This window comes from Psychromonas sp. KJ10-10 (assembly GCF_047323245.1).
In the GTDB taxonomy this organism is placed as follows: Bacteria; Pseudomonadota; Gammaproteobacteria; order Enterobacterales; family Psychromonadaceae; genus Psychromonas.
Genome location: NZ_CP178826.1, coordinates 3,634,850 through 3,660,004 on the forward strand (window position 1 = coordinate 3,634,850; position 25,155 = coordinate 3,660,004).

The 25,155-nt window shown below is 37.3% G+C and carries 23 protein-coding genes and 5 pseudogenes; 12 read left to right on the plus strand and 16 right to left on the minus strand.

What is annotated here, in order from left to right:
* Positions 1-21 precede the first annotated feature (21 nt).
* Positions 22-2,076, minus strand: a complete 2,055-nt coding sequence (gene glgX / locus ACLKMH_RS20935) for a glycogen debranching protein GlgX (protein ID WP_413699804.1) — start codon at positions 2,074-2,076, stop codon at positions 22-24.
* A gap of 54 nt (positions 2,077-2,130) precedes the next feature.
* On the opposite strand from glgX, the gene ACLKMH_RS20940 reads away from it, so the two are divergent.
* Positions 2,131-2,514 (plus strand): rhodanese-like domain-containing protein, encoded by a 384-nt coding sequence (locus ACLKMH_RS20940; RefSeq protein ID WP_413699805.1) that lies wholly within the window; start codon positions 2,131-2,133, stop codon positions 2,512-2,514.
* Between the two features lie 43 nt (positions 2,515-2,557).
* Here ACLKMH_RS20940 and ACLKMH_RS20945 read toward each other — a convergent pair whose 3' ends face one another.
* From ACLKMH_RS20945 to ACLKMH_RS20975, 7 genes and pseudogenes are all read right to left on the minus strand, one after another.
* Positions 2,558-3,184, minus strand: a complete 627-nt coding sequence (locus ACLKMH_RS20945) for a trimeric intracellular cation channel family protein (RefSeq protein ID WP_413699806.1) — start codon at positions 3,182-3,184, stop codon at positions 2,558-2,560.
* An 88-nt stretch (positions 3,185-3,272) separates the two neighbouring features.
* Positions 3,273-6,410 carry an efflux RND transporter permease subunit gene (locus tag ACLKMH_RS20950; protein ID WP_413699807.1) on the minus strand — a complete coding sequence of 1,046 codons (3,138 nt, stop codon included), beginning with the start codon at positions 6,408-6,410 and terminating at the stop codon, positions 3,273-3,275.
* Between the two features lie 2 nt (positions 6,411-6,412).
* A complete protein-coding gene (locus ACLKMH_RS20955) occupies positions 6,413-7,492 on the minus strand; it encodes an efflux RND transporter periplasmic adaptor subunit (RefSeq protein WP_413699808.1) in 1,080 nt (359 codons plus the stop codon).
* Positions 7,493-7,825: 333 nt separating this feature from the next.
* Positions 7,826-8,174, minus strand: a pseudogene (gene erpA, locus ACLKMH_RS20960) (iron-sulfur cluster insertion protein ErpA).
* 140 nt (positions 8,175-8,314) lie between these two features.
* Entirely contained in the window at positions 8,315-8,563 is a 249-nt protein-coding gene (locus ACLKMH_RS20965) for a chloride channel protein (protein ID WP_413699809.1), read from the minus strand.
* Entirely contained in the window at positions 8,514-9,164 is a 651-nt protein-coding gene (locus tag ACLKMH_RS20970; RefSeq protein ID WP_413699810.1) for a chloride channel protein, read from the minus strand. Before ACLKMH_RS20970 ends, ACLKMH_RS20965 begins: the two co-directional genes overlap by 50 nt.
* A gap of 8 nt (positions 9,165-9,172) precedes the next feature.
* The gene (locus ACLKMH_RS20975; RefSeq protein WP_413699811.1) at positions 9,173-9,736 is read right to left on the minus strand and encodes a chloride channel protein; all 564 of its coding nucleotides are present in this window, start codon (positions 9,734-9,736) and stop codon (positions 9,173-9,175) included.
* Between the two features lie 395 nt (positions 9,737-10,131).
* Here ACLKMH_RS20975 and hemL point away from each other — a divergent pair.
* Positions 10,132-11,410 (plus strand): annotated as a pseudogene (hemL, locus tag ACLKMH_RS20980) (glutamate-1-semialdehyde 2,1-aminomutase).
* An 80-nt stretch (positions 11,411-11,490) separates the two neighbouring features.
* On the opposite strand, the gene ACLKMH_RS20985 reads toward hemL, so the two are convergent.
* On the minus strand, positions 11,491-12,006 hold the full coding sequence (locus ACLKMH_RS20985) for an OmpA family protein (protein ID WP_413699812.1): 516 nt from the start codon (positions 12,004-12,006) through the stop codon (positions 11,491-11,493).
* 226 nt (positions 12,007-12,232) lie between these two features.
* Here ACLKMH_RS20985 and degS point away from each other — a divergent pair, with 226 nt between their 5' ends.
* A complete protein-coding gene (degS, locus tag ACLKMH_RS20990; protein ID WP_413699813.1) occupies positions 12,233-13,312 on the plus strand; it encodes an outer membrane-stress sensor serine endopeptidase DegS in 1,080 nt (359 codons plus the stop codon).
* 83 nt (positions 13,313-13,395) lie between these two features.
* Here degS and murA read toward each other — a convergent pair.
* The 7 genes and pseudogenes from murA to ACLKMH_RS21025 all read right to left on the minus strand — a co-directional run bounded on the left by murA (position 13,396) and on the right by ACLKMH_RS21025 (position 17,887).
* Positions 13,396-14,657, minus strand: a pseudogene (murA, locus tag ACLKMH_RS20995) (UDP-N-acetylglucosamine 1-carboxyvinyltransferase).
* A gap of 19 nt (positions 14,658-14,676) precedes the next feature.
* Complete coding sequence (locus ACLKMH_RS21000) at positions 14,677-14,925, minus strand: BolA family protein (RefSeq protein ID WP_413699814.1); 249 nt, start codon at positions 14,923-14,925, stop codon at positions 14,677-14,679.
* Positions 14,922-15,185, minus strand: coding sequence for a lipid asymmetry maintenance protein MlaB (locus ACLKMH_RS21005; RefSeq protein WP_413699815.1), 264 nt, complete (start codon positions 15,183-15,185; stop codon positions 14,922-14,924). Before ACLKMH_RS21005 ends, ACLKMH_RS21000 begins: the two co-directional genes overlap by 4 nt.
* A gap of 14 nt (positions 15,186-15,199) precedes the next feature.
* Positions 15,200-15,808 (minus strand): phospholipid-binding protein MlaC, encoded by a 609-nt coding sequence (locus tag ACLKMH_RS21010; protein WP_413699816.1) that lies wholly within the window; start codon positions 15,806-15,808, stop codon positions 15,200-15,202.
* Between the two features lie 2 nt (positions 15,809-15,810).
* Complete coding sequence (gene mlaD / locus ACLKMH_RS21015) at positions 15,811-16,278, minus strand: outer membrane lipid asymmetry maintenance protein MlaD (RefSeq protein ID WP_413699817.1); 468 nt, start codon at positions 16,276-16,278, stop codon at positions 15,811-15,813.
* A 23-nt stretch (positions 16,279-16,301) separates the two neighbouring features.
* Positions 16,302-17,081, minus strand: a complete 780-nt coding sequence (gene mlaE / locus ACLKMH_RS21020; protein ID WP_413699818.1) for a lipid asymmetry maintenance ABC transporter permease subunit MlaE — start codon at positions 17,079-17,081, stop codon at positions 16,302-16,304.
* Positions 17,078-17,887, minus strand: a complete 810-nt coding sequence (locus ACLKMH_RS21025) for an ATP-binding cassette domain-containing protein (RefSeq protein WP_413699819.1) — start codon at positions 17,885-17,887, stop codon at positions 17,078-17,080. Before ACLKMH_RS21025 ends, mlaE begins: the two co-directional genes overlap by 4 nt.
* Positions 17,888-18,163: 276 nt before the next feature.
* Here ACLKMH_RS21025 and kdsC point away from each other — a divergent pair, with 276 nt between their 5' ends.
* The 9 genes and pseudogenes from kdsC (at position 18,164) to mgtE (ending at position 25,153) form a co-directional block, all read left to right on the plus strand.
* Positions 18,164-18,712 carry a 3-deoxy-manno-octulosonate-8-phosphatase KdsC gene (gene kdsC / locus ACLKMH_RS21030; RefSeq protein WP_413699820.1) on the plus strand — a complete coding sequence of 183 codons (549 nt, stop codon included), beginning with the start codon at positions 18,164-18,166 and terminating at the stop codon, positions 18,710-18,712.
* Entirely contained in the window at positions 18,713-19,276 is a 564-nt protein-coding gene (lptC, locus tag ACLKMH_RS21035; RefSeq protein WP_413699821.1) for an LPS export ABC transporter periplasmic protein LptC, read from the plus strand. It abuts the gene before it with no gap.
* On the plus strand, positions 19,263-19,823 hold the full coding sequence (lptA, locus tag ACLKMH_RS21040) for a lipopolysaccharide transport periplasmic protein LptA (RefSeq protein ID WP_413699822.1): 561 nt from the start codon (positions 19,263-19,265) through the stop codon (positions 19,821-19,823). Before lptC ends, lptA begins: the two co-directional genes overlap by 14 nt.
* The gene (lptB, locus tag ACLKMH_RS21045) at positions 19,823-20,548 is read left to right on the plus strand and encodes an LPS export ABC transporter ATP-binding protein (RefSeq protein ID WP_413699823.1); all 726 of its coding nucleotides are present in this window, start codon (positions 19,823-19,825) and stop codon (positions 20,546-20,548) included. Before lptA ends, lptB begins: the two co-directional genes overlap by 1 nt.
* Before the next feature lie 42 nt (positions 20,549-20,590).
* Positions 20,591-22,037 (plus strand): annotated as a pseudogene (locus ACLKMH_RS21050) (RNA polymerase factor sigma-54).
* Positions 22,038-22,292: 255 nt separating this feature from the next.
* Entirely contained in the window at positions 22,293-22,628 is a 336-nt protein-coding gene (locus tag ACLKMH_RS21055; protein ID WP_413699824.1) for a PTS sugar transporter subunit IIA, read from the plus strand.
* 15 nt (positions 22,629-22,643) lie between these two features.
* A pseudogene (rapZ, locus tag ACLKMH_RS21060) lies at positions 22,644-23,497 on the plus strand (RNase adapter RapZ).
* 6 nt (positions 23,498-23,503) lie between these two features.
* Positions 23,504-23,779, plus strand: a complete 276-nt coding sequence (locus ACLKMH_RS21065; protein ID WP_413699825.1) for an HPr family phosphocarrier protein — start codon at positions 23,504-23,506, stop codon at positions 23,777-23,779.
* A gap of 12 nt (positions 23,780-23,791) precedes the next feature.
* Complete coding sequence (gene mgtE, locus ACLKMH_RS21070) at positions 23,792-25,153, plus strand: magnesium transporter (RefSeq protein ID WP_413699826.1); 1,362 nt, start codon at positions 23,792-23,794, stop codon at positions 25,151-25,153.
* Positions 25,154-25,155 lie beyond the last annotated feature (2 nt).

Below are 25,155 nucleotides of genomic sequence, written 5' to 3' on the forward strand. Positions count from 1 at the left end.
ATTTTAACAACTCGCGAGATGTTATCCAATTAAAATAACAATGGAACGTGCACTAACTAAGTATTCCTTATTAACAAAATGTTTTTTATCACCTGCCACATGTATATCATGCCCACCTTCTAATGAGGTATCAACAATACGTTGCCATTTTCCAGTCGGAGATTTAGGCAACTCAAAATTCAAGTCTTTCCAATAAGCATTAAATACCACATAAGATACTTGATCAGAAGTGAGTTTTTTACTTTCCATCGCGATTGCGTGTGAGTTTTCACTCCAATCAGGCTGATTGAGCTTTACACCATGCCAACGAATTCCCGATTGAGCAATAATATCATGTAACGAATCACGACGAGCATCACTCAAGTGAACCGCTTCTAATCGCGTTCTTTGCTCAATCAATGCTTTGGTAAAACGAAAAAGTTCTTTGTTGCTATCTAATCTATCCCAGTCAAACCAAAAGTCTGCATTATTTTGACAATAACCATTATTATTACCCTGTTGGGTATGGGCTAACTCATCCCCCATTAAAATCATTGGTGTACCAAGAGAAATAAGGTTAATGGCAAGTAGGTTTTTAATTTGTTGTAGTCTTAATTTTTTAATAACGGGATCATCAGTTTCCCCCTCAACGCCATGATTCCAGCTAAAGTTTTCAGAGCATCCATCTCGATTTCCTTCACCATTAGCTAGATTATGTTTATGGTTATAACTCACAAGATCGTTTAAGGTAAAACCATCATGGCAAGTAATAAAGTTCACCGATTTTTCTGGCTCTAAATTATGTTCCCCATAAATATCAGGGCTACCAATTATTCGTGAAACAAAACGACTTACAAGTCCAGGATCGCCTCTAACAAAACGGCGCACATCATCGCGAAAATGACCATTCCACTCACGCCAACGTTGCCCCGCTAAGCTACCAACCTGATATAACCCTCCTGCATCCCAAGCCTCTGCGATTAATTTTACTGGTGCAAGCGTTGGATCCGTATCAATACTCCACAGGGTTGGTGGACTTAACATAGGCATGCCTACTTCATCGCGAGAGAGAATTGAGGCTAAATCAAATCGAAAACCATCAACATGCATTTTTTCAACCCAAAAGTGCAAGCTATCAATGATCATACGCCTCACAACAGAATGCGTACCATTAAGTGTGTTACCACAGCCACTAAAGTTCATATAATGTTTTTTATCTGCTGATAAAATATAATAAGCGTCATTATCAAGTCCACGGAAAGAAAAAGTAGGCCCATTTTCATCCCCTTCCGCCGTATGGTTATAAACCACATCTAATATCACTTCGATATTAGGCGCATGCAATGCTTTAACCATATCTCTGAATTCGTTAATGGGGCCAAGCACAGATTGATCTGAGCTATATTCTCGATGTGCAGAAAAAAGTGAAAGCGGGCTATACCCCCAATAATTGACCAGCCCAGCATGATGCTCACTCGGGTCAAATTGATGCACTGGCATTAGTTCTACGGCAGTGATGCCAAGTTTTTTAAGGTAGGGGATTTTTTCTATTAAGCCCGCATAGGTGCCACGTTTATTCTCACTGACACCAGAACTTTCATGACGTGTAAAACCACCGACATGCATTTCATAAATAACACTGGTTGCAAAGGGGTGACGAGGATGCTGATCATCTTGCCAATCATAATCATCGATATCAACGACCACACTTTTTAAGCATGTATCTATGTTCGAGCCTTTATTTCTTGTCGCTTCACGGGAAAAATTATCACCTCGCTCAACTAATAAGCCGTAGGGGTCTAAAAGTATTTTTTCTGGCTGAAAAGATAATCCATCGTGTGGTCGATAAGGCCCATTAACGCGAAAGGCATAAAGCTGTCCCGCTTTAACCCCTTTAATAAAAATATGCCAATAATAAGCGGTACGATTATTGATATCTGAAAGCTTAAAGATCTCACTTGCTTGTTTTGCATCTTTATCATCGAAAAAAAGTAACTCTACGGTTTCTGCTAAACGCGCATAAACACAAAAATTTGCACCTTCCTGAGTAAAGGTCACGCCTAGCTTGTTAGGTTTTCCCTGTGAAGTTCTGTACATAGAAGGCTCCAAGTTATATATTCTGAGAGTATAAATTATAGAGGAAAATAATTGATGAACTGGAAAAATTTGGTCAAATTGCTACCAATGCTCTGCTTTAGTACATTTATCAGTGCAAATACTCAGCAAATATCAGCTCAAGCTTTACTGGAGTTATTAAACACAGGACAGGCTCCCCTTATTTTAGACGTTCGTTCAGAAGCTGAATTTCAGCAGGGACACATTAACACTGCAATGAATATTTCCTATGAACAATTAGAAACGAAGAGTGATCTTTTAGTGGCTTATAAACATAAACCTATTGTTATTTATTGCCGTTCAGGTCGTCGCGCTCAGGTAGCTTATCAAACATTAAAAGCAAAGGGCTTCACACAGTTAATTGATTTACAGGGGCATATGATTGAATGGGAAAAACGTCGATACCCTTTAGTATATTAAATCCGGTAGTTTATTAAATCTTGGTACGCATGAAGTAACAAATTTAGGCTTCAGTGTCCTGATTAAAAACCGGCAAGGATAAATGCCAATAAATAGCACTTAAACGCAGGGTAAGAGTACCTAACATCGCAATCAGCATTGCTATAATTTGGCTTAAACCAAAATAATGACAAGCAACATATAAGACTGCACCTAAGATTGATGCAGTTGCATAAATCTCTTTTTGTAACACAAAAGGAATTTGCCCACTTAATAAATCTCGGATCATGCCTCCTACTACTCCGGTAATGCGACCCATTACAATAGCAACAGGCCCGCTAAAACCAAATGCGAGTGCTTTTTGGGCGCCAACGATGGTAAATATAGCAAGGCCGAAGGCATCAAAAATAGGCAACAAAAACACTGGAAAACGATGAATACGGTGCAACCAATAAACAGAAATTACTGCGGTAGTAATAATCACGTAAATATAGTTGTTATCCACAATCCAAAATACAGGCGTCGCTCCCATCATCATATCTCGAAGCGTTCCTCCTCCAATTCCAGTCACTCCCGCCAAAACAATGATACCAAAAGGGTCCATACGTAAGCGAGTAGCCACTAACACACCAGAAATAGCGCAAACAATAACGCCAATCATATCGGAGAAATAGATAAAATTTTCTAGCATTAATTGCCTTTCCATAACTATAAAATAAGTTTGCGAATGTTAACTATCTAATAGCTAGGTTGCAAGCGAAGCAATTAAGTACATTTAATCAACCCACATTTGCTTTTTGTTGATTGCGTCTAAACTGCCATTTTGAAATCCAAGCCGATGTATTTGCTCCAATCATTAATAAACAAGGTGTTAATATCAATGTTAATAAGGTGGCAAATGTTAATCCACCGGCGATAGCTGTGGCTAACTGTGCCCACCATTGAGTAGAAGGAGCCCCAAACTCAATGCTACGCTCACTAAAATCAATATTCATTTTTAACACCATTGGCATTAAGCCTAAAATAGTGGTGACCGTAGTCAATAAAACAGGCCTGATACGCTGTGCGCCAGTTCTTAAAATAGCATCATGGCTTGCCATGCCTCGCGCTTTAAATACATTATACGTATCGATTAAAACGATATTATTATTAACAACAATCCCCGCTAGCGCAATCACACCAATGCCAGACATGACAATACCAAAGGCGCTTTGACTTAAAAACAGGCCAATAAACACGCCCGCTGTAGAAAAAACAACGGCACTTAGAATCAAAAATGATTGATAAAAAGAGTTAAATTGCATGACTAAAATAAGTGCCATCACTGCTAAGGCAACAACAAAAGCGTTCTGCAGGAAGTTAGCGACCTCCTGTTCATCTTCATTTTGGCCACGTACTTTGAGACTCACTCTATCATCCAAACCTAGACTTGGTAACTCCTTCTCTAACTCAGGTAAAATAAGGCTTAAATTATAACCCTCTGCCATATCAGCACTTACTGTCATCACAATTCGCCCATCTACCTTTTTGATAGAAGACTGTTTGCTCGTTGGAGAAAGTGTTACGAAATGGCTAACAGGTATTTGACCATAAGCTGTTTGTACTCTTAATTCAGACAGCGCACTAAGACTGCGTTCATGCTCTGGATAACGTACACGTATATCAAGTTCATCATCAACATCATCAGGTCGGTAAGTTCCTAACATCAAACCATTAGTTAAAAATTGCACACTACTTCCAAGCAAGGTTGCATCGGCACCATAACGAGTCGCATTAGCTCGATTAATTTTGTACTGCCACTCTACGCCAGGCTTTTCACCATCATCCTCTAAATTAATAAAATAGGGTTTGCTTGCTAATGCATGATGCAAGGTATCAGTCGCCGATTGAAGCAACTCAGGGTATCTTGAACTAAGCTCTATTTGTAAGGCTTTACCCGTTGGCGGGCCTGATTGATCTTTTTTAAGCTCAATCTCTACACCAGGAATATCTTTAGTGCGAGATTGAATATCAGCAATAATATCAGTCGCTTTTCGTCTATCTTGCCAGTCACGTAAATTAATACGCATCGAGCCTACCGTTTCTCCAGTAGAGTCTCCGGTTTTAACGTAAAGAGTGTCTATTTCATCCTGTAAAGGTAATATTTTTTGTTCAACTGAGGACATAATTTTATCTTGTTCATCAATCGAGAAATCACCGTAGGAGCGAACTTTTACATTTATGCCCCTTGGCTCCACATCAGGGAAGAATTCAACACCAAGATTAGATTTAACAAAAAGCACGAACCCAGAAACCGCTATAATGATAGCAATTAACAATACAATCCAAGGGCTATTAATTGACTTATTAAGAACTTTTACATATCTACCTGTCATCCCTTTTAAGGTTAAGAGATCACCTTTATCGGCAATAATAGCTTGGTTTTGCGCCTGTTCAGATAAAACTCGTTGTTTACCAAAGATACTACCTAATACCGGAATGAAAATAAGTGCCATTAATAGTGAAGCGGTTAAAGTAGCAATCAGTGTTAACGGTAAGTACTTCATGAACTCACCGGTAATGCCCGGCCAAAATAACAGAGGTGTAAATGCGACCAGTGTGGTTGCGGTCGAGGCAATAATTGGCCAAGCCATGCGTTTAGCGACTGTTAAATAAGCATGATGACGTTTGACACCTGCACTCATTTCTCTGTCGGCGAATTCGGTCACCACAATCGCGCCATCCACTAACATACCCACAGCCATAATAAGCGCGAATAAAACCACAATATTGACCGTGATACCAGAGACCCAAAGTACTAATATGCCTGTTAAAAACGATCCTGGAATAGCAATGCCTACTAAACTTGCACTACGAATACCTAAGGTCGCAATAATAACGATCACTACCAACAAAACAGCACTAATGACATTGTTTTGTAAATCCTTGAGCATATCCTTTACATCTTTAGAGCTATCACCGGCATAACTCACATGAATATTACTAGGCCAAAATTCACGATTTTCTTCAACTGTTGCCTTCACTTTTTCTACGGTTTCAATAATATTTTCACCGGGACGTTTAATAACCTCTAAGGAAATTGTCGGCAAACCATTCACTCGCACATAGTTCTCTGAATCTTTAAAAGTACGACGAATTTGAGCTACATCGGCAAAGGTAATAACTTTCTCACCAGTTACTTTAATTGGCATTTCCATTACATCTTTGACGGAAGAAAAAACTGAAGGTACTTTAATAGGGAAGCGCCCTTTGCCATTATCCATAACCCCAGTCGCAACCAGTCGATTATTGCGAGAAATTAAAGTGTATATATCACTCATATTTAACTGATAACTTTCCATCAGCAAGGGATCAACCAAAATCTCCACCATATCTTCTCGGTCACCACCAATATTGACCTCTAAGATTTCAGCAAAACCTTCAAGTTTATCCTGCATTAAACGTGCAAGTGTGATCATTGCTCTTTCTGGTACATCTCCAGATAATAGAATAGTTAAAGCAGGATTTTCTGTGGCTAAGGTGACTTGCTTAATAATGGGTTCATCTGTCTCGGAAGGTAATTTGCTTTTAGTTTGATTAACCTGCTCTCTGACATCAATCAAAGCATTATGAATATCAATATTGATATAAAACTCAAGCACTATCGATGCATGGCCAGAACTGGCTGTCGATTTCATTTCTTTAATGCCTTCAATACTACGAAGCTCTTGCTCAAGTGGCCTTAATAATTGTCGCTCGGCATCCTCTGGGGAAATACCTTCATGGCTTACCGAGACATAAATAAAAGGAATGGGTACATCTGGGTCGGACTCTTTAGGGATATTAATATAAGCAAAAAATCCAGCCACTAATAAAAACGTAAGCATCATTAGTATCGCTCGCTTACGCGATAAAGATCCTTCAATGATAGTTAACATGATTACTCCTCGACTGCCATAGCTTCAACCTGTGCACCCGGTTTAACAAAACCTTGACCACGAGTAATAATATCAACTGGTTCATCAATACCAGATAACCAAGCACCATCATTATCAGCTTCAACCAAATTGATTGCTTTAAATACCACTACCCCTTGTTGTACTATTTTTACACCTAAATTACCTAATTCATCCATTGCTAATGTGGAAGGGGAAACATAAATTGCTTTGACCGGGTAAAGAGGTAAAGTTAATTGAGCACTGATGCCAGAAAATAGTTTTAAATCGGGGTTATCAAATTCAGCCTCAATACGGAAAGTACTACTCTCGCTATCGGCAATAGAGGAAATAAAAGTAAGCTTTCCATCGACAACTTCACCTGATAATAATTTCGCTGTCACCTTTTGTCCGAGAGTTAACTGAGAAATATAATGTTCAGTTGCATCACCACGAATTACAATTGGATTTGTATTTTCAATATTAAATATTGGATCGCCAACCTGTAAATAATCACCTAAGTCCGCGTACTGTTCCTGCAGAATTCCTGAAAAAGGAGCAACAACCTGTGTACGTTCTAATTGTAGTTTTAATTGTTTAACATTGGTTTTAGCAGTTAAATATAAACTCTTCATTTCCGCGACACTTGCTCGCCCTTGAAGTCCTTTATTATTGAGCGATTTTACCGCATCAAAGTTTAATTCGTTTTCAGCTAACTGTGCTTCAGCCTGCGCTAACCTTTCAGGTAATTCATTTTTTTCAATATTAATAAGACTGGTATTAGCATTTACATAATCACCTTTTTGTGCTGACAAATTAACAATTTTCCCAGCTACTTCAGCCCGAATAATAGCTCGACTATTTGCTTCGCTTTTAGCATATAAATTCAATTCTTTGATGATTTGTTGCGGTACAACGTGTGTTACTTCTACTTTAGGTAGTGGGGCTTCTTGGTCTTCATTTGGTGTTTCATTAAGCTCGCTTTGCGCTGGTGCTGATAACATCCAAAGTATTAATAAGGCAATTATGAATAAAGCTAAAAAATAAGGACGTAATGCGATAAAACGAAAAACAGAAGTGAGCATGATTAACCTCAAAATTTAAAGCAAATAGAATCATAGTATAGAGATTATTTTTTTATGCGACAAAAAAACTAAATTGAAAAAAAATGTCATTATTTGAATAAAAATGATCAGATTTGTGTGATCACTTTTTATGGGTTAGTCGTTTAAAGCTTTATCATTAGTTATGATGAAATTACTCGTTAATAGGATCAAAAGAGTTTAACGTATGACTTCTATATTACTAATTAACCTCAGTTCTGGATAATAGAAATGAAATAAATTTAAGCATCAAATATTTAAAGACATATTATACAGAACTGCTAGTTTTGTGGGGTTCAACGCAGAACAGAAGATTTAAATAGAAAAAGAAGAGCCACAGCCACAGGTTGAAGTTGCATTAGGGTTATCAACAAAAAAGCGTGAACCATCCAAGCCACTTGTATAATCAACTGTACCACCAACTAAATATTGCAAACTCATTGAATCGACAATTAAAGTAACGTCATTTTTTTCTATTTTCGTATCACCCTCATTCACTTTTTCATCAAAAGTAAAGCCATAGGAAAAGCCAGAACACCCTCCTCCAGTTACATAAACTCGTAACTTCATGTCTGCTTCTTCATCTTCCATTAATTTTTTTACTTGATTTGTCTGCACTTTCGCTAAAATAAATGGGTAGTGCCATTTCTACTTCGGATGTCATGTTAACCTCTAATTCGATATTATCTATTAAGTATTATCCAATACCCGACTAATTTGTTCAAGTATTATTCTGGTTTATCAAAACCAGTGAAACCATTTATACCCATCATATTACTCTTCATTTAAATTAAACTGTTAATTTTATTTAGAAGAATCTGTTGGTGTAAATCGTTTCATCGCTTTACGTTTGGTTTCTTCACGTTTACTGCGCATAGACAATTTCATTGTACGTTCTAATAACTGCGTATAAATTGGTCGGCCACCAAGCGTTTGAGCAACCATGGTTGCTCCAAGGCAAGTTACAATCAATGGCAAAATCATTTCATAGTTACTGGTCATCTCAATGACTAATAAAATGCCAGTGATAGGTGCTCTTACAGTTGCTTGCAAATAAACCTCCCATACCAGCAATCGCAAAGGTACCGGGATCAATCATTAATCCTGGGAATAACTGTTGTGAAGCGAGGCCAAATACCATACCAAATAAAGTACCTAAGGCTAAGGTAGGCGCAAATACACCACCCGGAGCGCCGGAGCCAAAACTCATTAATGTTGTTATGGTTCTAAATAAAAACAACATAATTAAACCACCCATAAGATAATGGCCACCCTCAACCTCAGGGATTAGTTCAATACCACTAAAGGCAATATCTGGCTGTACAATTGATAATGCACCAAAAACAGCCCCTAAAAATAAGCCAATTAACACAAAGCGCCAACGTTGATTTTTATGAATCTTTAAATACATATCCTGCGTCGAAAGAATCATTTTATTAAACAGGATCCCGATAGCACCAAAACAAAACCCTAAAATAAGATATAACCATAAAGATATTAAATTTGGATGGGAATATTGTGTCACGGTAACAACCGCATCTTGGTCGGTAATTAAGCGCATCACAATCGTTGCCATCACGGCACTCATAAAAACACTTTTGGTTGAGGTTAAGCTGTAGTTAAATTGTGAACGCATTTCTTCAATAACAAACATAATGCCTGCTAAAGGTGCATTAAATGCGGCAGACGAAGACCTCCTGCGACTCCTGCCGCAAGCAAAGCTTGGCCATCCACTTTATTTACTTTAAAAATATCCGAAATCATTCGTCCGACATTTGCGCCTAATTGCACAGACGGGCCTTCTCGTCCCAATGCCATACCACTGCCAAGTGCTAATAAGCCACCAAAAAACTTCACAGGAATAACACGCTTCCAACGTACTGGACGCATTCCTTCCATGGCTCCTTCTATTTCAGGGATACCACTTCCGCCTGCTTCAGGAGCAAATCGATGGGTAATATAAAAAGCAAGACCGGCCATTAATGATGAGAGTGGAATAGCCACAGCCCACAGTGGCACACTTGAATCGCTATAAGTTTCAATAATATGAAGCCGTAATTCACTGATCCAAATAATACCATGATCAAATATTGCCGACATAAAACCAGCAAGTATGCCAATAAAAACAGATAACCAAATCAATAAAGCACTACTTTTACGAGTAAAAAAGCGGTCAATAAATCGGCGTAAATGATAGATAAGAATTGGTAAAACAGTTTTTGGCATAGAATAAAAACAACTTTATGTGGATGAAAAGTAAAAAAGGGTCATTATATAAAATAAACAGCAAATAGGAACTTGATTTAGTTCAAATAAATCATCGAATATGAAAAAAATATCTACAGCGAGATCTTTATTACTCTAACTTAAACACTAAAACCCGAAGATTTACTTTTTATATCAGTGAAAGTGTATAAATAATCAATAATCAGTGAATAAATATTAGCTAAAAAAAGATAAATACGAAAGAATTTATTCCTACTTAGAAGATAAATTTACTTTAAAGTTGCTTCAATAGAGAGTGTAAAATGCGATCATTAAATATATGTCATTGCTATTCTCCTCCATAGGAAGAATCTGCTATATTGGCTCTTTTATGAATAATTACAAATAGGTAACCTATGAGTCATTCAGATACTCTTTTTCAACGCGCACAAAGCATCATTCCTGGTGGCGTAAATTCTCCTGTTCGTGCATTTAATGGCGTTGGTGGTGGCCCATTATTTATTGAGCGAGCACAGGACGCTTATATTTATGATGCCGATAAAAAACAATATATCGATTACGTCGGTTCTTGGGGACCAATGATCCTAGGCCACAATCACCCTAGTATTAAAAAAGCCGTCATTGAAGCCGCCGAAAATGGACTGAGTTTTGGTGCACCTACTGCACTTGAAATAACCATGGCTGAAAAAGGTAAGAAGTTTAGTACCTTCAATGGAGCAATTACGCATGGTTAGTTCAGGCACAGAAGCGACCATGAGCGCAATTCGACTAGCACGCGGTTATACGAATCGAGACAAAATTTTAAAATTTGAAGGTTGTTATCACGGACATGCTGACTCTTTGTTGGTAAAAGCAGGCTCAGGCGCATTAACGCTAGGTCAACCTAGCTCACCGGGTATTCCCGCTGATTTTGCAAAACATACACTCACTGCAAACTATAACGATCTAGACTCTGTTGAAGCTTTATTTAAAGAATATCCTGAAGACATTTCTTGTATTATTGTTGAGCCTGTTGCAGGTAATATGAATTGTATTCCACCAGCACCAGGCTTCTTACAAGGGTTACGTGATATATGTGATAAATATGGCGCATTATTAATACTTGATGAAGTTATGACAGGTTTCAGGGTTGCTCTCGGTGGTGCCCAAGCACATTATAATATCACACCAGATTTAACCACTTTAGGCAAAGTCATTGGTGGTGGAATGCCTGTAGGTGCATTCGGTGGTAAAAAAGAAGTAATGCAACATATTGCGCCAACAGGCCCTGTTTACCAAGCAGGAACGCTTTCGGGTAATCCAATTGCGATGGTCGCAGGGTTAGCGACACTTAATGCCTTAGATACACCTGAATATAAACAACTTGCTGAAAAAACAGAAATGCTTGCATTAGGTTTGAAAAAAGTGGCTGAAGAGGCGAATGTTGATTTAGCCGTTAACTATGTCGGTGGCATGTTTGGGTTTTTCTTTACTAAGTCCGAGCAAGTAACTAACTTTACAGAGGTTTGCCAATGTGATGTGGAAAAATTCAAAAAGTTTTTCCATTTAATGCTTGCTGAAGGAGTTTATTTAGCACCTTCAGCCTTTGAAGCTGGATTTTTATCTTTAGCACATACTAATCAAGATATTGAAGATACATTAACAGCCGCTAAGAAAGCATTTTTACAGTTGTAATAAAACACTAAGGAGATCATTAATGATCTCCTTTTTTAGCTTACGATTATTCATCACCAATTAAAACAAATTCCACTCTTCTATTTAATTGACGCCCTTGGTTCTGTTGAATTTTCACTAACAGGTTCACTCTCACCAAGTGCCATACTAGTAAGCTGTTTATTAGATGTACCTAGTGTTAATAATTCTTTCTCAATAAAAGCAGAGCGTTTAGCTGAAAGCAATAAATTGTATCTTTCACTTCCCTTTGTATCAGCATGCCCACGGATTTCCATTGACTGCTCAGGGTAATCATTTAATAAATCAGCGATACATTGCATTTGTTCATCGGCTTTTTCAATTGGCTCACTTTCATCAAAATGGAAATAACGAGGTTTATAACCAATAAATTTATCACCCTCTATCAGCACGTAATGTAAACAGCTACTCAAAACCTCAATACCGGGCTCTTGAACAACCTCGGGAGTTTTCGGTGTAATCACTGGTTTACTTACCGGCATAGTTTCTTCGCTTTGATGTTGTCCTTCAAACAAGGATGAACAAGCACTCAAAAATACGACACTAACCATTAAGACTAAAATTTTGATCACAGACATAATATTATCTCCTTATAATAAAAATATTAATAACCCTACCTTTTTAATAAAAATAATACCAATAAAAAATATTTTAATTAATATTGAAGAGAACGATAAAAACAAAACACTCGTCACTTAAATCATTAAATAATACAATATGCAACATATTTAATAGCAAAAAACTGAGAAAATTTACTCCCTTCATATATACTATTGTTTTTTCTTCTAAGATTGGCATTACTTTATGAACTTCAAAAAAACGTTTTTTTATTTTATAAAACCTATTTTGGGCGGATTATGTATTGCAATCATCATTTTATATGGCGCAACTTTTTCTAAGTCCTTAGCCACACTGCTTAATAACAACCAAGTTGCTAGTTACAGCAAAGCAGTTAATAAAGCAGCGCCCGCAGTGGTTAACATATATTCTCAGCAATACGTAGATTCCAGTATTGATAATAAGCAACATTTACAACCCATAGGTTTAGGATCTGGCATTATTGTTGATGAAATGGGTTATATCATGACTAATTATCATGTTGTGGCGCAGGCAGACCAAATATTGATTGCTTTACAAGATGGGCGTTTATTTAACGCAGAAGTCGTAGGCACCGATATCATCACTGATCTAGCAGTATTACAAATCGAAGGTAGTAATTTACCTGTAATTCCACAGAATACAGACTATACACCACAGGTCGGCGACATTGTTTTGGCCATCGGTAATCCCTACAACTTAGGACAAACCATTACACAGGGCATTATCAGTGCAACAGGCCGTAACGGTATGAGCTCTTCTGGCAGACAAGACTTTTTACAAACCGATGCGACCATTAACGAAGGTAACTCAGGTGGTGCACTTATTAATAGTAGAGGTGAGTTAGTAGGTATAAACACCTCTGAGTTTTATACGAATACTCAAAACCTTAGCAATGGCATTAGTTTTGCAATTCCTTATCAGCTATCACAAAGAATTATGAAAAATATAATCCAAGATGGCCGTGTCATTCGTGGTTCCTTAGGATTAGTTGCCGAGAAGTTAGATCCTTTATTAGCGAGATTGTGGGGCCTTAAAGCTCAAAACAGCATTATTATTAAAGCTGTCAATAAAGATGGGCCTGCTGATAATGCCGGCGTTGAGGCGAATGACATATTATTAAAAATTGGTGATAAACCAGTGGTGAGCTTGATAACAGCAATGGATAGTGTGGCAGAAATTAAACCTGGTAGTGAAACCACATTAACCCTATTAAGAAAAGGTAAGGAAATTCAGTTGTCAGTTATTGTTGGTGAGCTTACTAGCATTAATAATACTGTTAATTAATATCTACCCTCTAAAAAAACCTCAAAATAAAGGAAGCAAATTTGCTTCCTTTTTTATTTCAAGATTAAATACAAAAGCTGTTTTTAACAGACTTCAACTCGCTTCATTTTAGCACCTAGCGGTATTAATTTATCTTCTATTGCCTCATATCCACGATCAATATGATAAATTTCATCAACGATAGTTTCCCCGTGTGCAATTAACCCAGCAATTACTAAACTTGCCGAAGCTCTTAAATCTGTTGCCATCACTTTAGTACCGCTTAACTTATCGTGATCTCCACAAATAGCTAAATTTCCTTCAAGTTCAATGTTAGCACCCATACGTTGCAATTCAGGCACATGCATAAAGCGGTTCTCAAAAATATTTTCTTTGATACGCCCAGTTCCAGGCGCAACAGTATTTAATACAGTGAATTGAGCTTGCATATCAGTAGGAAAAGCGGGGTAAGGTGCAGTGGTAATATTGACCGATTTTAGTTCTCTGCCGTGCATATCAACTTCTATCCAATCTTTACCAGTAGTTACTATAGCACCAGCTTCCTCTAATTTTACTAATACCGCCATTAACAAATTAGGATCAGTTTTTAGACATTTAACTTTACCGCCACTAACGACTCCTGCCACTAAAAAAGTGCCCGTTTCGATGCGATCTGGTTGAACTTCGTATGAACAATCACCTAAAGACTCGACGCCTTCAATGGTAATCGTATCTGTGCCAGCACCAGTAATTTTTCCGCCCATTGCGTTAATAAAGTTAGCTAAGTCAACAATTTCAGGCTCTTTTGCGACATTTTCAATAGTAGTGATACCTAGCGCAAGTGAAGCGACCATCATTAAATTGCCAGTACCAGTAACACTCACCATGTCCATATAAAGGTGACACCCCTTCAAACGACCGTCAACGCGCGCTTTGATAAAGCCATCTTCGACTTTAATGGTCGCGCCCATTTGCTCTAAACCATGAATATGCAGATTTACTGGTCGTGCACCAATTGCACAACCGCCCGGCAATGAAATATCAGCTTCGCCAAAACGAGCAACTAATGGCCCTAATGCTAAAATAGAGGCTCTCATGCTTCGTACAAGTTCATATGAAGCGGTATAGTTTTTTACTGTTGATGCATTAACATGCACCTTGTGTGCATCCTGAGACGCACTAGCACCAAGCTCTTTTAATAACTCTAATGTAGTAGAGATATCCTTTAGCAGTGGAACATTAGTTAAATTAACATCCCCTTTGAAAGCAAAGTAGCAAAAAGAATTGGTAATGCTGCGTTTTTGGCACCTGAAATGGTTACTTCACCGTTAAGCTGACAACCACCTTGAATTAAAAATTGACCCATCGAACTACCTTCCCACTGACTAAATAAAATGTTTTTGTTTTTGCCATTCATCTGGCGTTAATGCTTTAATGCTTAATGCATGAATAGCATTAGATGCAATTTCTTCAGTTAAGGGAGCATAGATTGTTTGTTGTTTTTTTACGCGACTCATGCCATCAAAAAAATCGGCAACAGCAATGACTTGAAATGTGCCATTTTCACCTTTTACAATACATTCTTGTAGTACTAATGCACTTTCTAGTTTTTCTTTTATTATTTCAATATTCATTGAAAGCCTCGTTCTGTAAATAGAAAATCAATCCCATAAAGCTCTGATAATACAGATATTTTTTCAGTTATATTAACAAACTGTATATTTGAGTGGGTTGATTTTATTTGTGCCAAATAGGCAATGCCCGCAGAGTCTATAGTTTTTACCCCCTGCAAATCAATTTTTTTTATGTCGAGGTAAGTTTTAATATGTGGGAATTTTTGTTTAGACAATTCACTTAAAACTAAGTTCCCCGTAATTTCTCGAAGCTCACTCATGGTGTCACCCACCTTTAAAACTCACTATTTTTGGTGCGTAAAAGTTCGATCACTTCATCCACACCTTTTTTATGAAGTACCTCAGCAAACTCAGATTGTTTGGTATCTAACATGCTAATACCTTCTGCAATCACATCAAATACTTTCCACTCTTGAGTATTTTTATTTTTTCGTAATTTAAAGGCAATTTGTGTTATCTGCTCATTTTTATCTTTAATACGAACAGGAATAGATATAATGCTTTTATCATTGAAATGATTATTATCTAGTATTTGTACTTCTTGTTGGTCGTATTCATAGAGAATATGTCCATAGGCATTAATTAAATATTGTTTGAAGGCTTCAACAAAGTCATCTCGTTGCTCTTTGGTTGTATCTCTTAAATGAGCGCCCATTACTTTATAAGTCGCATATTTATAATCAAAGTAAGGAATTAACTCTTCTTCAATGATCACCTTGATATGCGTTGGGTCATTACTTAGTTTATTCTTTTCATTATCCATACGCGCAAAGGCACTTTCAGATACAGAACGAATTACTTGATTAGGGTTGCTAAGATCAGTGTTAGCGACAATAGTTAGTGAAGAAACTAAACTTAAAAATATAAACAGTACAATACGCATTGTTATTCCTTATTCATCGAGTAAATAAATTGACCAATCAAGTCTTCTAAAATCAAAGCAGATTTTGTATCTTCAATTGAGTCTCCATCGGCAAGCATGGCAATATCTTCATCAATAAAACCAGGTTTAATACCGATATATTGCTCACCTAATAAACCAGAAGTAAGTATCGCAAGAGATGAAGTTTCAGGGTAACGGCCTTTATTTTCAAACATAGCCAGTCGCACGGTTGGTCGGTAAGTTTCGACATCTAAATTAATTTCTTCAACACGCCCAACAACAACGCCACCTACTTTTACCGGCGCCCTAACCTTAAGTCCACCAACGTTAGAGAAACTTGCATGCAAGGTATAACTATCTCCATCACCTTTGAAGGACAAACCTGCCACACTAAATGTTAAAATAGCTAGAGATAACAAAGCCCCCGCCACAAACATACCTACCCATAGCTCTATTTTTTTCTGAGACATAACGATTTCCAAATGATTAAATTCTAAGCGCCAAACATTATAGCCGTCAAAACAAAGTCCATTGCTAATATCAGCAATGAAGAAATGACCACCGTTTTTGTTGTTGAATTGCTAATACCCTGTGCCGTTGGGATAGTGTAATAACCGTTATACAAGGCAACCCAAGTCACGATAATTGCAAACACAATACTTTTTAATACGCCGTTCATGACATCAGGCAAATAATCAACACTGCCCTGCATAACCGACCAATAAGCACCACCATCAACACCTAACCAACTGACTCCAATTAAATACCCTCCCCAAATTGCCATCACATTAAACAGTAATGTCAACATAGGTAAGGTCGCAATTCCTGCGATTAATCTCGGTGCGATAACACGTTTATAGGGAGACACTGCCATCATTTCCATGCTGGCAATCTGTTCGGTACTTTGCATTAAACCAATTTCTGCCGTCAAAGATGACCCAGCTCGGCCAGCAAATAATAAAGCGACCACCACGGGGCCTAATTCTCTTAACAACGACAAAGCAGATAAACTACCTAAACTTTGCTCCGCCGCATAATCAACTAACACGTAATAACCTTGGAAACTAAGCACCATGCCAATAAATAACCCTGAAGTTAAAATAATCGGCAAAGATAAAATTCCGAGTTGAAATACTTGTTGCACGAATAAAGGAAATAACTTTCTGTGTGGTTTACCAGAAAGTGAAAACCATAACATTAAACAGGCTCGTCCAATCAACTCAATAAAGGCAATACTGCTACGACCTATTTTACTGATATAAAAAGGGATCATCGATTTACCTTCTGTAAGTCTTGTGCAAAGCTAGGTGCTTCAAAGTGAAAAGGAACCGGTCCATCACTTTGCCCTAATAAAAACTGTTGTAATAATGCGTTATCTGTTTGTTTAAAAATTTCGTCAACAGAACCACTTGCAATAATACTTTGTTCAGCCAAAACGTAAACGTTATCTGCTATTGAAAGCACTTCATTGACATCATGCGAAACAATAATTGAAGTTAGTCCCAATGAGACATTAAGTTGTTTGATTAGTTTAATTAATACATTCATTGAAATAGGATCTTGCCCAGTGAAAGGTTCGTCATACATCACTAATTCTGGGTCTAATGCAATCGCACGTGCTAAAGCCACTCTTCGAGCCATCCCACCAGATAGTTCAGAGGGCTTTAAATCCCTCGCACCACGTAAGCCAACAGCCTCTAATTTCATCAATACTAAGGTTTCAAGCAAAGATTCTTCTAAGTGAAAGTGCTCTCTTAGTGGAAAGGCAACATTTTCAAAAACAGAAAGGTCGTTAAATAAAGCACCACTTTGAAATAACATTCCCATTTTTTGGCGTGCTTGGTAACGTACTTTTTCACTACAATTATGGATAGCCTGGTTATCAAATATGATCTCTCCACTATCAACAGGCAATTGCCCACCGATCAGTTTGAGTAGTGTTGTTTTACCAATACCACTTGGACCTAATATAGCTGTAATTTTTCCACGCTCAAACTGAAAGTCCAATTTATCGAACAGTAGTCGTTTATTTCGAGAGAAAGAAAGTTGCTTTATCACTAAGTGATTTAATGTATTCATAAAATAGGATTTTCATTTGATGATTTGATGGGTAGTTTATGGGATAAAAGCAGATTATCAAACCTTAAGCGTGAATTTTTTATCTTTTAATCGCAATATATGACTAAACAGATAATCATTTCTCGCCTTGATTGCCCCATTTTGCTATGTTTGCTAGTTAGATAATGATTAATACTTTTTTCCTTAACTTAAACTACGATTGAAAAATTGTTAAGGATCAATAGCAATCAAACATTATGTTAAGAATAAGTAGATTAGCAAAACAAAGAGAAATAAATGATCACAACGCCCTATGGCCAAATTAGTAAAAACAATTACCAACGTGCTACACAAATAAGATTATTGATATGTGATGTCGATGGTGTATTTTCCGATGGTCGTATCTATTTAGGTAATCGAGGCGAAGAATTAAAAGCATTCCACACTAAAGATGGTTTTGGTATGAAAGCCATTATGCAAGCAGGTATTGAAATCGCCATTATCACAGGGCGTCAATCTAACATTGTAGAAAATAGAATGAAGGCCCTAGGCGTGACCTATATCAAGCAAGGCATTGAAGATAAACTCAGTGTTTATCATCAATTACTAAAAGAATTAAACCTAAGCAGTGAACAAGTTGCTTACATTGGTGATGATGTAGTAGATCTGCCTGTGATGCAAAATTGTGGTTTAGGTATTGCAGTTAATGACGCTCACCCATTAGTTTTAAAGGGAGCCGATTTAATAACTTATACAAGAGGTGGCTTTGGTGCTGTGCGTGAGATCTGTGATCTATTTTTACAATGTCATAACAGACTCGATTCAACTCAAGGTAAAAGTGAATAAATGAATAAACGTCAAGCCGTCCCCTTCGGCCTACTTTTGATCGCTGTTTTACTTTGGATATATTTTAAACCACAGAAAGAAACGGTTGCTACTCAAGAACATCACCCAAGTTATATTGCTTATGATCTTGAAAATACGCGCTTTGATGAATCAGGCAATTTGAGCTTACAAATTTATGCAGGCAAAGCCACTAGCTACAGTAATAACGATATTACTCTATTTGAAAATTTGAAGGTTGTTTTGTATGTGCTTAATGAACAGCAAAATAATCCAACTATCTGGCAAGCAAGTAGCGACAAAGGTGTGCTAACTGGTAATAATAAACTATTGTTATCTGATAATGTTTGGGTCAAAAATCTCAGCCTAGACCAACTAGTGCAAACAATGAATACTGAAGAACTAACTATTTTACTTGAAGAAAAAGAACTAAGTAGTAACTTACTGGTAAAATGGCAAGGCCCTCAAATAAGACAACAGGGAGTTGGTATGTGGGCCTCTCTTGTTAGTGAAGAATTAATTGTTAAAAAACAAGTAAAAGCGATATATCTAAATGAAAATAAATAAAAAAAGTTTAATCATAGGCGTGATCCTTTGGCCTCTTTCTGCACTGGCATTAGAGTCTGACTATGATCAACTAATTAGTGTCAGCTCAGTGAGTCAACACGCAAAAATGAAAAGTAATACCACTATTTTTTCACAGGACGTATTATTAACTCAGGGCACAATTAAAATTACAGGCGATAAACTCACCGTAATCAGAGGCGAGTTACCTAACCAAGAAATTATGATTGCCGATGGCAAGGTTGCCACTTTTTACCAACTACAAGATGATGGAAAGCCTTTTGAAGCGGAAGCAAATCAAATTCATTATGATGTAGCAAAAGGACAAATAACACTGAGTGGCAATGCGCAAATTAAACAACTTGATAGCCAAATTAATGGTTCTAAAATAACTTATTTGTTAGCCACAGAAGAGTTAATGGTCGAAAGTGAAAAAGGCAGTACACAGCGAGTAAAAACAGTTTTTTTACCAGCACAATTTGAGAAAACAGATACTCAGCAAACGCCTGAAAATCAGGAAAAAGAAAAGCAACAGGCTGAAGGTAAATAATGGCTGAATTAATCGCAAAAGGGTTAGTAAAAAGTTATAAAGGTCGTACCGTCGTTAACGGTGTTGGCTTAACCGTGAAAACCGGTGAAATTGTTGGATTACTAGGGCCTAATGGCGCAGGTAAAACAACCTCTTTTTATATGGTAGTTGGCCTAGTAAAACAAGATGAAGGCTCGATTGTGATTGATGGCGAAGATATTTCGCTTCATCCAATGCATATTCGAGCACAAAAAGGGATTGGTTATTTACCCCAAGAAGCCTCTATTTTCAGGCGTTTAACCGTTACTGAAAATATAATGGGTATTTTAGAAACACGTAAAGAATTGACAAAAGCGCAACGTCTTGAAAAACTAAATACCTTACTAGAAGAGTTTCATATTACCCATATCCGCCATAATAAAGGCATGAGCTTATCAGGTGGTGAACGTCGTCGTGTTGAAATTGCTCGCGCGCTTGCCACTGAACCAAAATTTATATTACTCGATGAACCCTTCGCAGGGGTGGATCCTATTTCGGTAATTGATATTAAGAATATTATTGGTCAACTTCGTGACAGAGGACTAGGTGTATTAATTACAGACCATAACGTACGTGAAACCTTAGATGTATGTCAGCACTCCTACATTGTGAGTCATGGTGAAATTATTGCAATTGGGACGCAGGAAGAAATATTAGCAAATGATCATGTGAAACAAGTATATCTTGGTGAAGAATTTAAACTTTAGTAACAACGAGTATTTTATGTTTATGAGGAAGGATCTGTTTTGATAAAACAAGGGTTACAATTGAAGATGGGTCAGCAACTTGCGATGACTCCTCAATTACAACAAGCAATAAAATTATTACAACTCTCTACCCTTGATCTACAGCAAGAGATACAGAATGCGCTCGATGAAAATCCTTTACTTGAGCAAGAAGATAAAAGTAGTCTGGAAGATGTAGTCAAGGAACAAGACACAAGCAAGCTAGATACGAGCGAGGCCTTAACACAGCAGGAATTATCACAAGACGTACCCGATGACGGTAATTGGGAAGAAGCTTATACTCCTCCTCCAACAACCTCTGTCTCTTCAGGCACCTCGACCTATGAAGGAGAGGATACTGTCTATCAAGGAGAGTCAACAACATCCCTACAAGATCATTTAATATGGCAGATGCAACTAACACCTTTCAGTGAAACAGACCTGCTTATTGCAACCGCAATCATTGACTCTATCGATGAATCTGGCTATTTGACCAGTGACTGTAACGCTATTTTAGAATCTTTAATTCGTGAAGTTGAAGACTTAGAACTTGATGAAGTTGAGGCAGTGCTTAAGCGTATTCAGCATTTTGATCCTGTTGGTGTGGTCGCTAAATCAGCACAGGACTGTTTGCAAATTCAGTTACGCCACCTTTCCCAAGATACACCCTGGCGAGATGAAGCTCTAACTATTTTAGAGTTACATATGGATCTTCTGGGTAACCGTGATTATCGAACACTTGCCCGAAAAACCAAATTAAAAGAAGCAGAACTCGCTGAAATTATGCGTCTGATTCAAACTTTAGAACCTCGTCCTGGTAACCAATTTGAAGATACACAGGCTCAATATATTGTGCCCGACGTGTACGTGAAAAAAATATCAGGACAATGGCATGTATCACTTAATCCAGACTGTGCACCTAACTTATCCATTAACCAGCAATATGCAGACATGTGTAATGGCAAGATAAGTAAGACAGACTCGCAATATATTAAGGGTAACCTTCAAGATGCGAAATGGTTTATTAAAAGCCTTGAAAGTCGTAATGAGACCCTTTTAAAAGTCTCTAATTGTATCGTACAACAACAACAAGCTTTTTTTGAATATGGCGATGAAGCCATGAAACCCATGGTATTAAATGATGTTGCCTACGAAGTTGAAATGCATGAATCAACCATATCACGAGTAACCACTCAAAAGTTTATGCATACGCCACGTGGCATTTATGAACTTAAGTTCTTCTTTTCAAGTCATGTTGCAACTGAAAGTGGTGGAGAGTGTTCTTCCACGGCAATTAGAGCATTAATTAAAAAGTTAGTCGGTGCTGAATTAGCTTCTAAACCTCTCAGTGATAACAAAATCACTCAGTTATTAGAAGAACTAGGGCATAAAAGTAGCTCGGCGTACGATTGCTAAATACAGAGAATCTTTAGGAATTCCACCTTCGAATCAACGTAAACAGTTATTATAATAGCGATTTTTATACAACTTTAAATTAATTGCTCAAGAAACAATCAGTTTTTACGTTGATAAATATGAAAAAATGCGCTTTTCTTGATGGTCATTCTTTTTTAACCTGATAAAATCGCGCCAATTGTTTCAATGAAAAAAACTATGAAAATATCTGAACTATTAAATAAAGAATCTGTATTTAATCAAACAGATTGTAGCGACAAAAAATGTGCCTTAGAAAAAATAAGTCACATCAGTCGCCGAAAAGTTAAATATGGATGCACAGCTATTATTTAATGAGCTTATTGCCAGAGAAAAAATAGGCTCTACTGGTGTTGGACATGGCATTGCGATCCCTCATATTAAAATTGATAAAGCTTACCCTGCAACCGCAATTTTTATGCAATGTAGCTCATCAATTGACTATGATTCATATGATGGCAACAAAGTTGATATACTCTTTGCTATATTTGTACCTGAAGATCGTTGCCAACAATACCTTGTTGCCCTATCTGAAATTAGCAAAAAACTATTAGATAAAAACTATTTACGACAATTAAGAAATGCTAAAGATAATGATGAGTTATATCAATTATTACAGCGTGACTAAACATCGGGAATGACAATGAAACTCATCATTATAAGTGGTCGCTCAGGTTCGGGAAAAACAATTGCTCTTCATGTTTTAGAAGACCTGGGATACAACTGTATTGATGGCGTCCCCTTTCAACTCTTAGATCAACTAATAGAGAGTGTTGACGCAAAAAATAATAAAATTGCCATTACTTTAGATATTCGAAATTTACCTAATGATGTCTCTGCAATAGAAGATTTATTAACAACTCTCAAAGAAAAAATTGAGATTGAAATATTATATATCGATGCCATCAGCACAGAGCTTATTCGTCGATATAGTGAAACTAGGCGTTTGCATCCCCTTTCTAAACAAAAACTATCGTTATCTCAAGCATTAGAGTTAGAAAGTAAATTATTATTACCCTTAAAAAAAGCGTCGCACTAGAAATAGATACCACCACACTATCTATTCATAATCTGAGTGAGCGGATTAAAATATATTTACAGGGCTCAAGCAAAAGCAAATTATTAATTATTTTCCAATCCTTTGGATTTAAATATATTCACCCTGAAGATGCTGATTATATTTTTGATGTGCGATTTTTACCGAATCCCCACTGGAACACTGAATTAAAGAAATATAACGGCACAGAGCAACCTGTCATTGAGTATCTTGAAACTTTTCCACTGGTAAAACAAACAATCAATCAGATTGAAAATTTATTTCATTCTTGGTTACCCCATTTAGAAAATAATAATCGTAACTATGTCACTATCGCTATCGGTTGTACCGGTGGAAAACATCGTTCAGTGTATTTAACAGAACAAATTGCTATGCGCTTTGAAAAGAAATATCAAGTTCAGATTGAGCATAAATCTTTGTCTAAAGAGCAAAAAGAATAATATAAAGTGAATATAATTAAACAAACTATTACAATACAAAATAAACTTGGTTTACATGCACGTGCAACAATTAAACTTGTTGAATTAGTTAATGATTTTGATGCCAAGATAACCATAAAACACAACAATAAACAGGCTGATGCTGACAGTGTTTTAGGTTTGTTAGTATTAGAAACCTGCTATGGACAAGAAATAGAAATTATCGCAACAGGCAATCAAGCGACTGAAGCGATGTCTGCAGTAACCAAGTTAATTGAAGATAAATTTTTAGAAGAAGAATAACTGGAGAAAAGAATGCTGGAAAATAGTGAGTTAAAAGATACCCAGCAACAACTCCAATCAGTTAATAAAGCCATTGAAAGTGGCATGTTTGTACTTGCTCGCAGTATTTTAGAAAAAATGCCTGCCTGTGATGTTGCCCTATTGCTCGAATCATCCCCTCCTGCAACTCGTAAAGTCCTCTGGAGCTTAACTGATCATGATCATCAAGGTGAAGTCCTTGAAGAATTAAATGAAGATGCTAAAGATGGCATTATTAGCCTTATGGATGCCAGTAACCTTGTTGCTGCAACCGAGGGCATGGATACAGATGATCTCGCCTACGTATTACGTGGTATTCCTGATAGCCTCTACCAAGCTGTATTAGAACAAATGGATGCTCAGGATAGGCATCGAGTTGAACAAGCATTTGCATATCCTGAGGATACTGCAGGTTCAATCATGAACACTGATACTATTACACTGCGCCCCGATGTATCTGTTGATGTAGTACTGCGTTACCTTCGCCTTAAAGGTGAATTACCCGAAGCAACTGATACATTATATGTGGTAAACAGTGAAGATAAACTTATCGGTGATGTCCCTCTATCAACATTATTAACAGTTGATCCTGCTTTATCCGTTAAAGAAATCATGAATGACAAAACGGATAGTTTATCAGCTGAAATGCCTGAATTAGAAATTGCCAAACTATTTGAACGACATGATTGGATCTCAGCCCCCGTTGTAAATCAAGATAAACAACTACTTGGGCGTATCACCATTGATGATGTCGTTGATATCATCCGTGAAAATGCAGAGCATTCAATGATGGGTATGGCAGGTATGGATGACGATGAAGATACCTTCGCACCAGTGCTCCCGAGTGCCAAACGTCGCACGGTTTGGTTATCTATTAATTTAATGGTCGCTTTTATCGCGGCATCAGTATCAAATATGTTTGAAGCAACACTCGAACAAATGGCCACCCTAGCTGTTTTAATGACAATTGTCCCTAGTATGGGCGGAATTGCAGGCAATCAAACTCTCGCACTAGTAATTCGTGGTATTGCCGTTGGCCATATAGGTAGCAGTAATACTCGTTGGTTGATCGGTAAAGAAGCGACTATAGGTTTATTAAATGGTTTAGTTTGGGCAATTTTAGTCGCTGGGGCGGTAATGCTTTGGAAAGGAGACTTATCTGTTGCACTCATTATTGCTGGTGCCATGTTCATTAACCTTTCCGTAGCAGGTATTGCAGGAGTAACTATTCCCCTGCTCATGCATAAATATAAAATAGATCCTGCATTAGCTGGCGGTATGGCTTTAACAACAGTCACTGATGTGATTGGATTATTCTCATTTTTAGGAATGGCAACCTTAGTACTGGCCTATTAAGC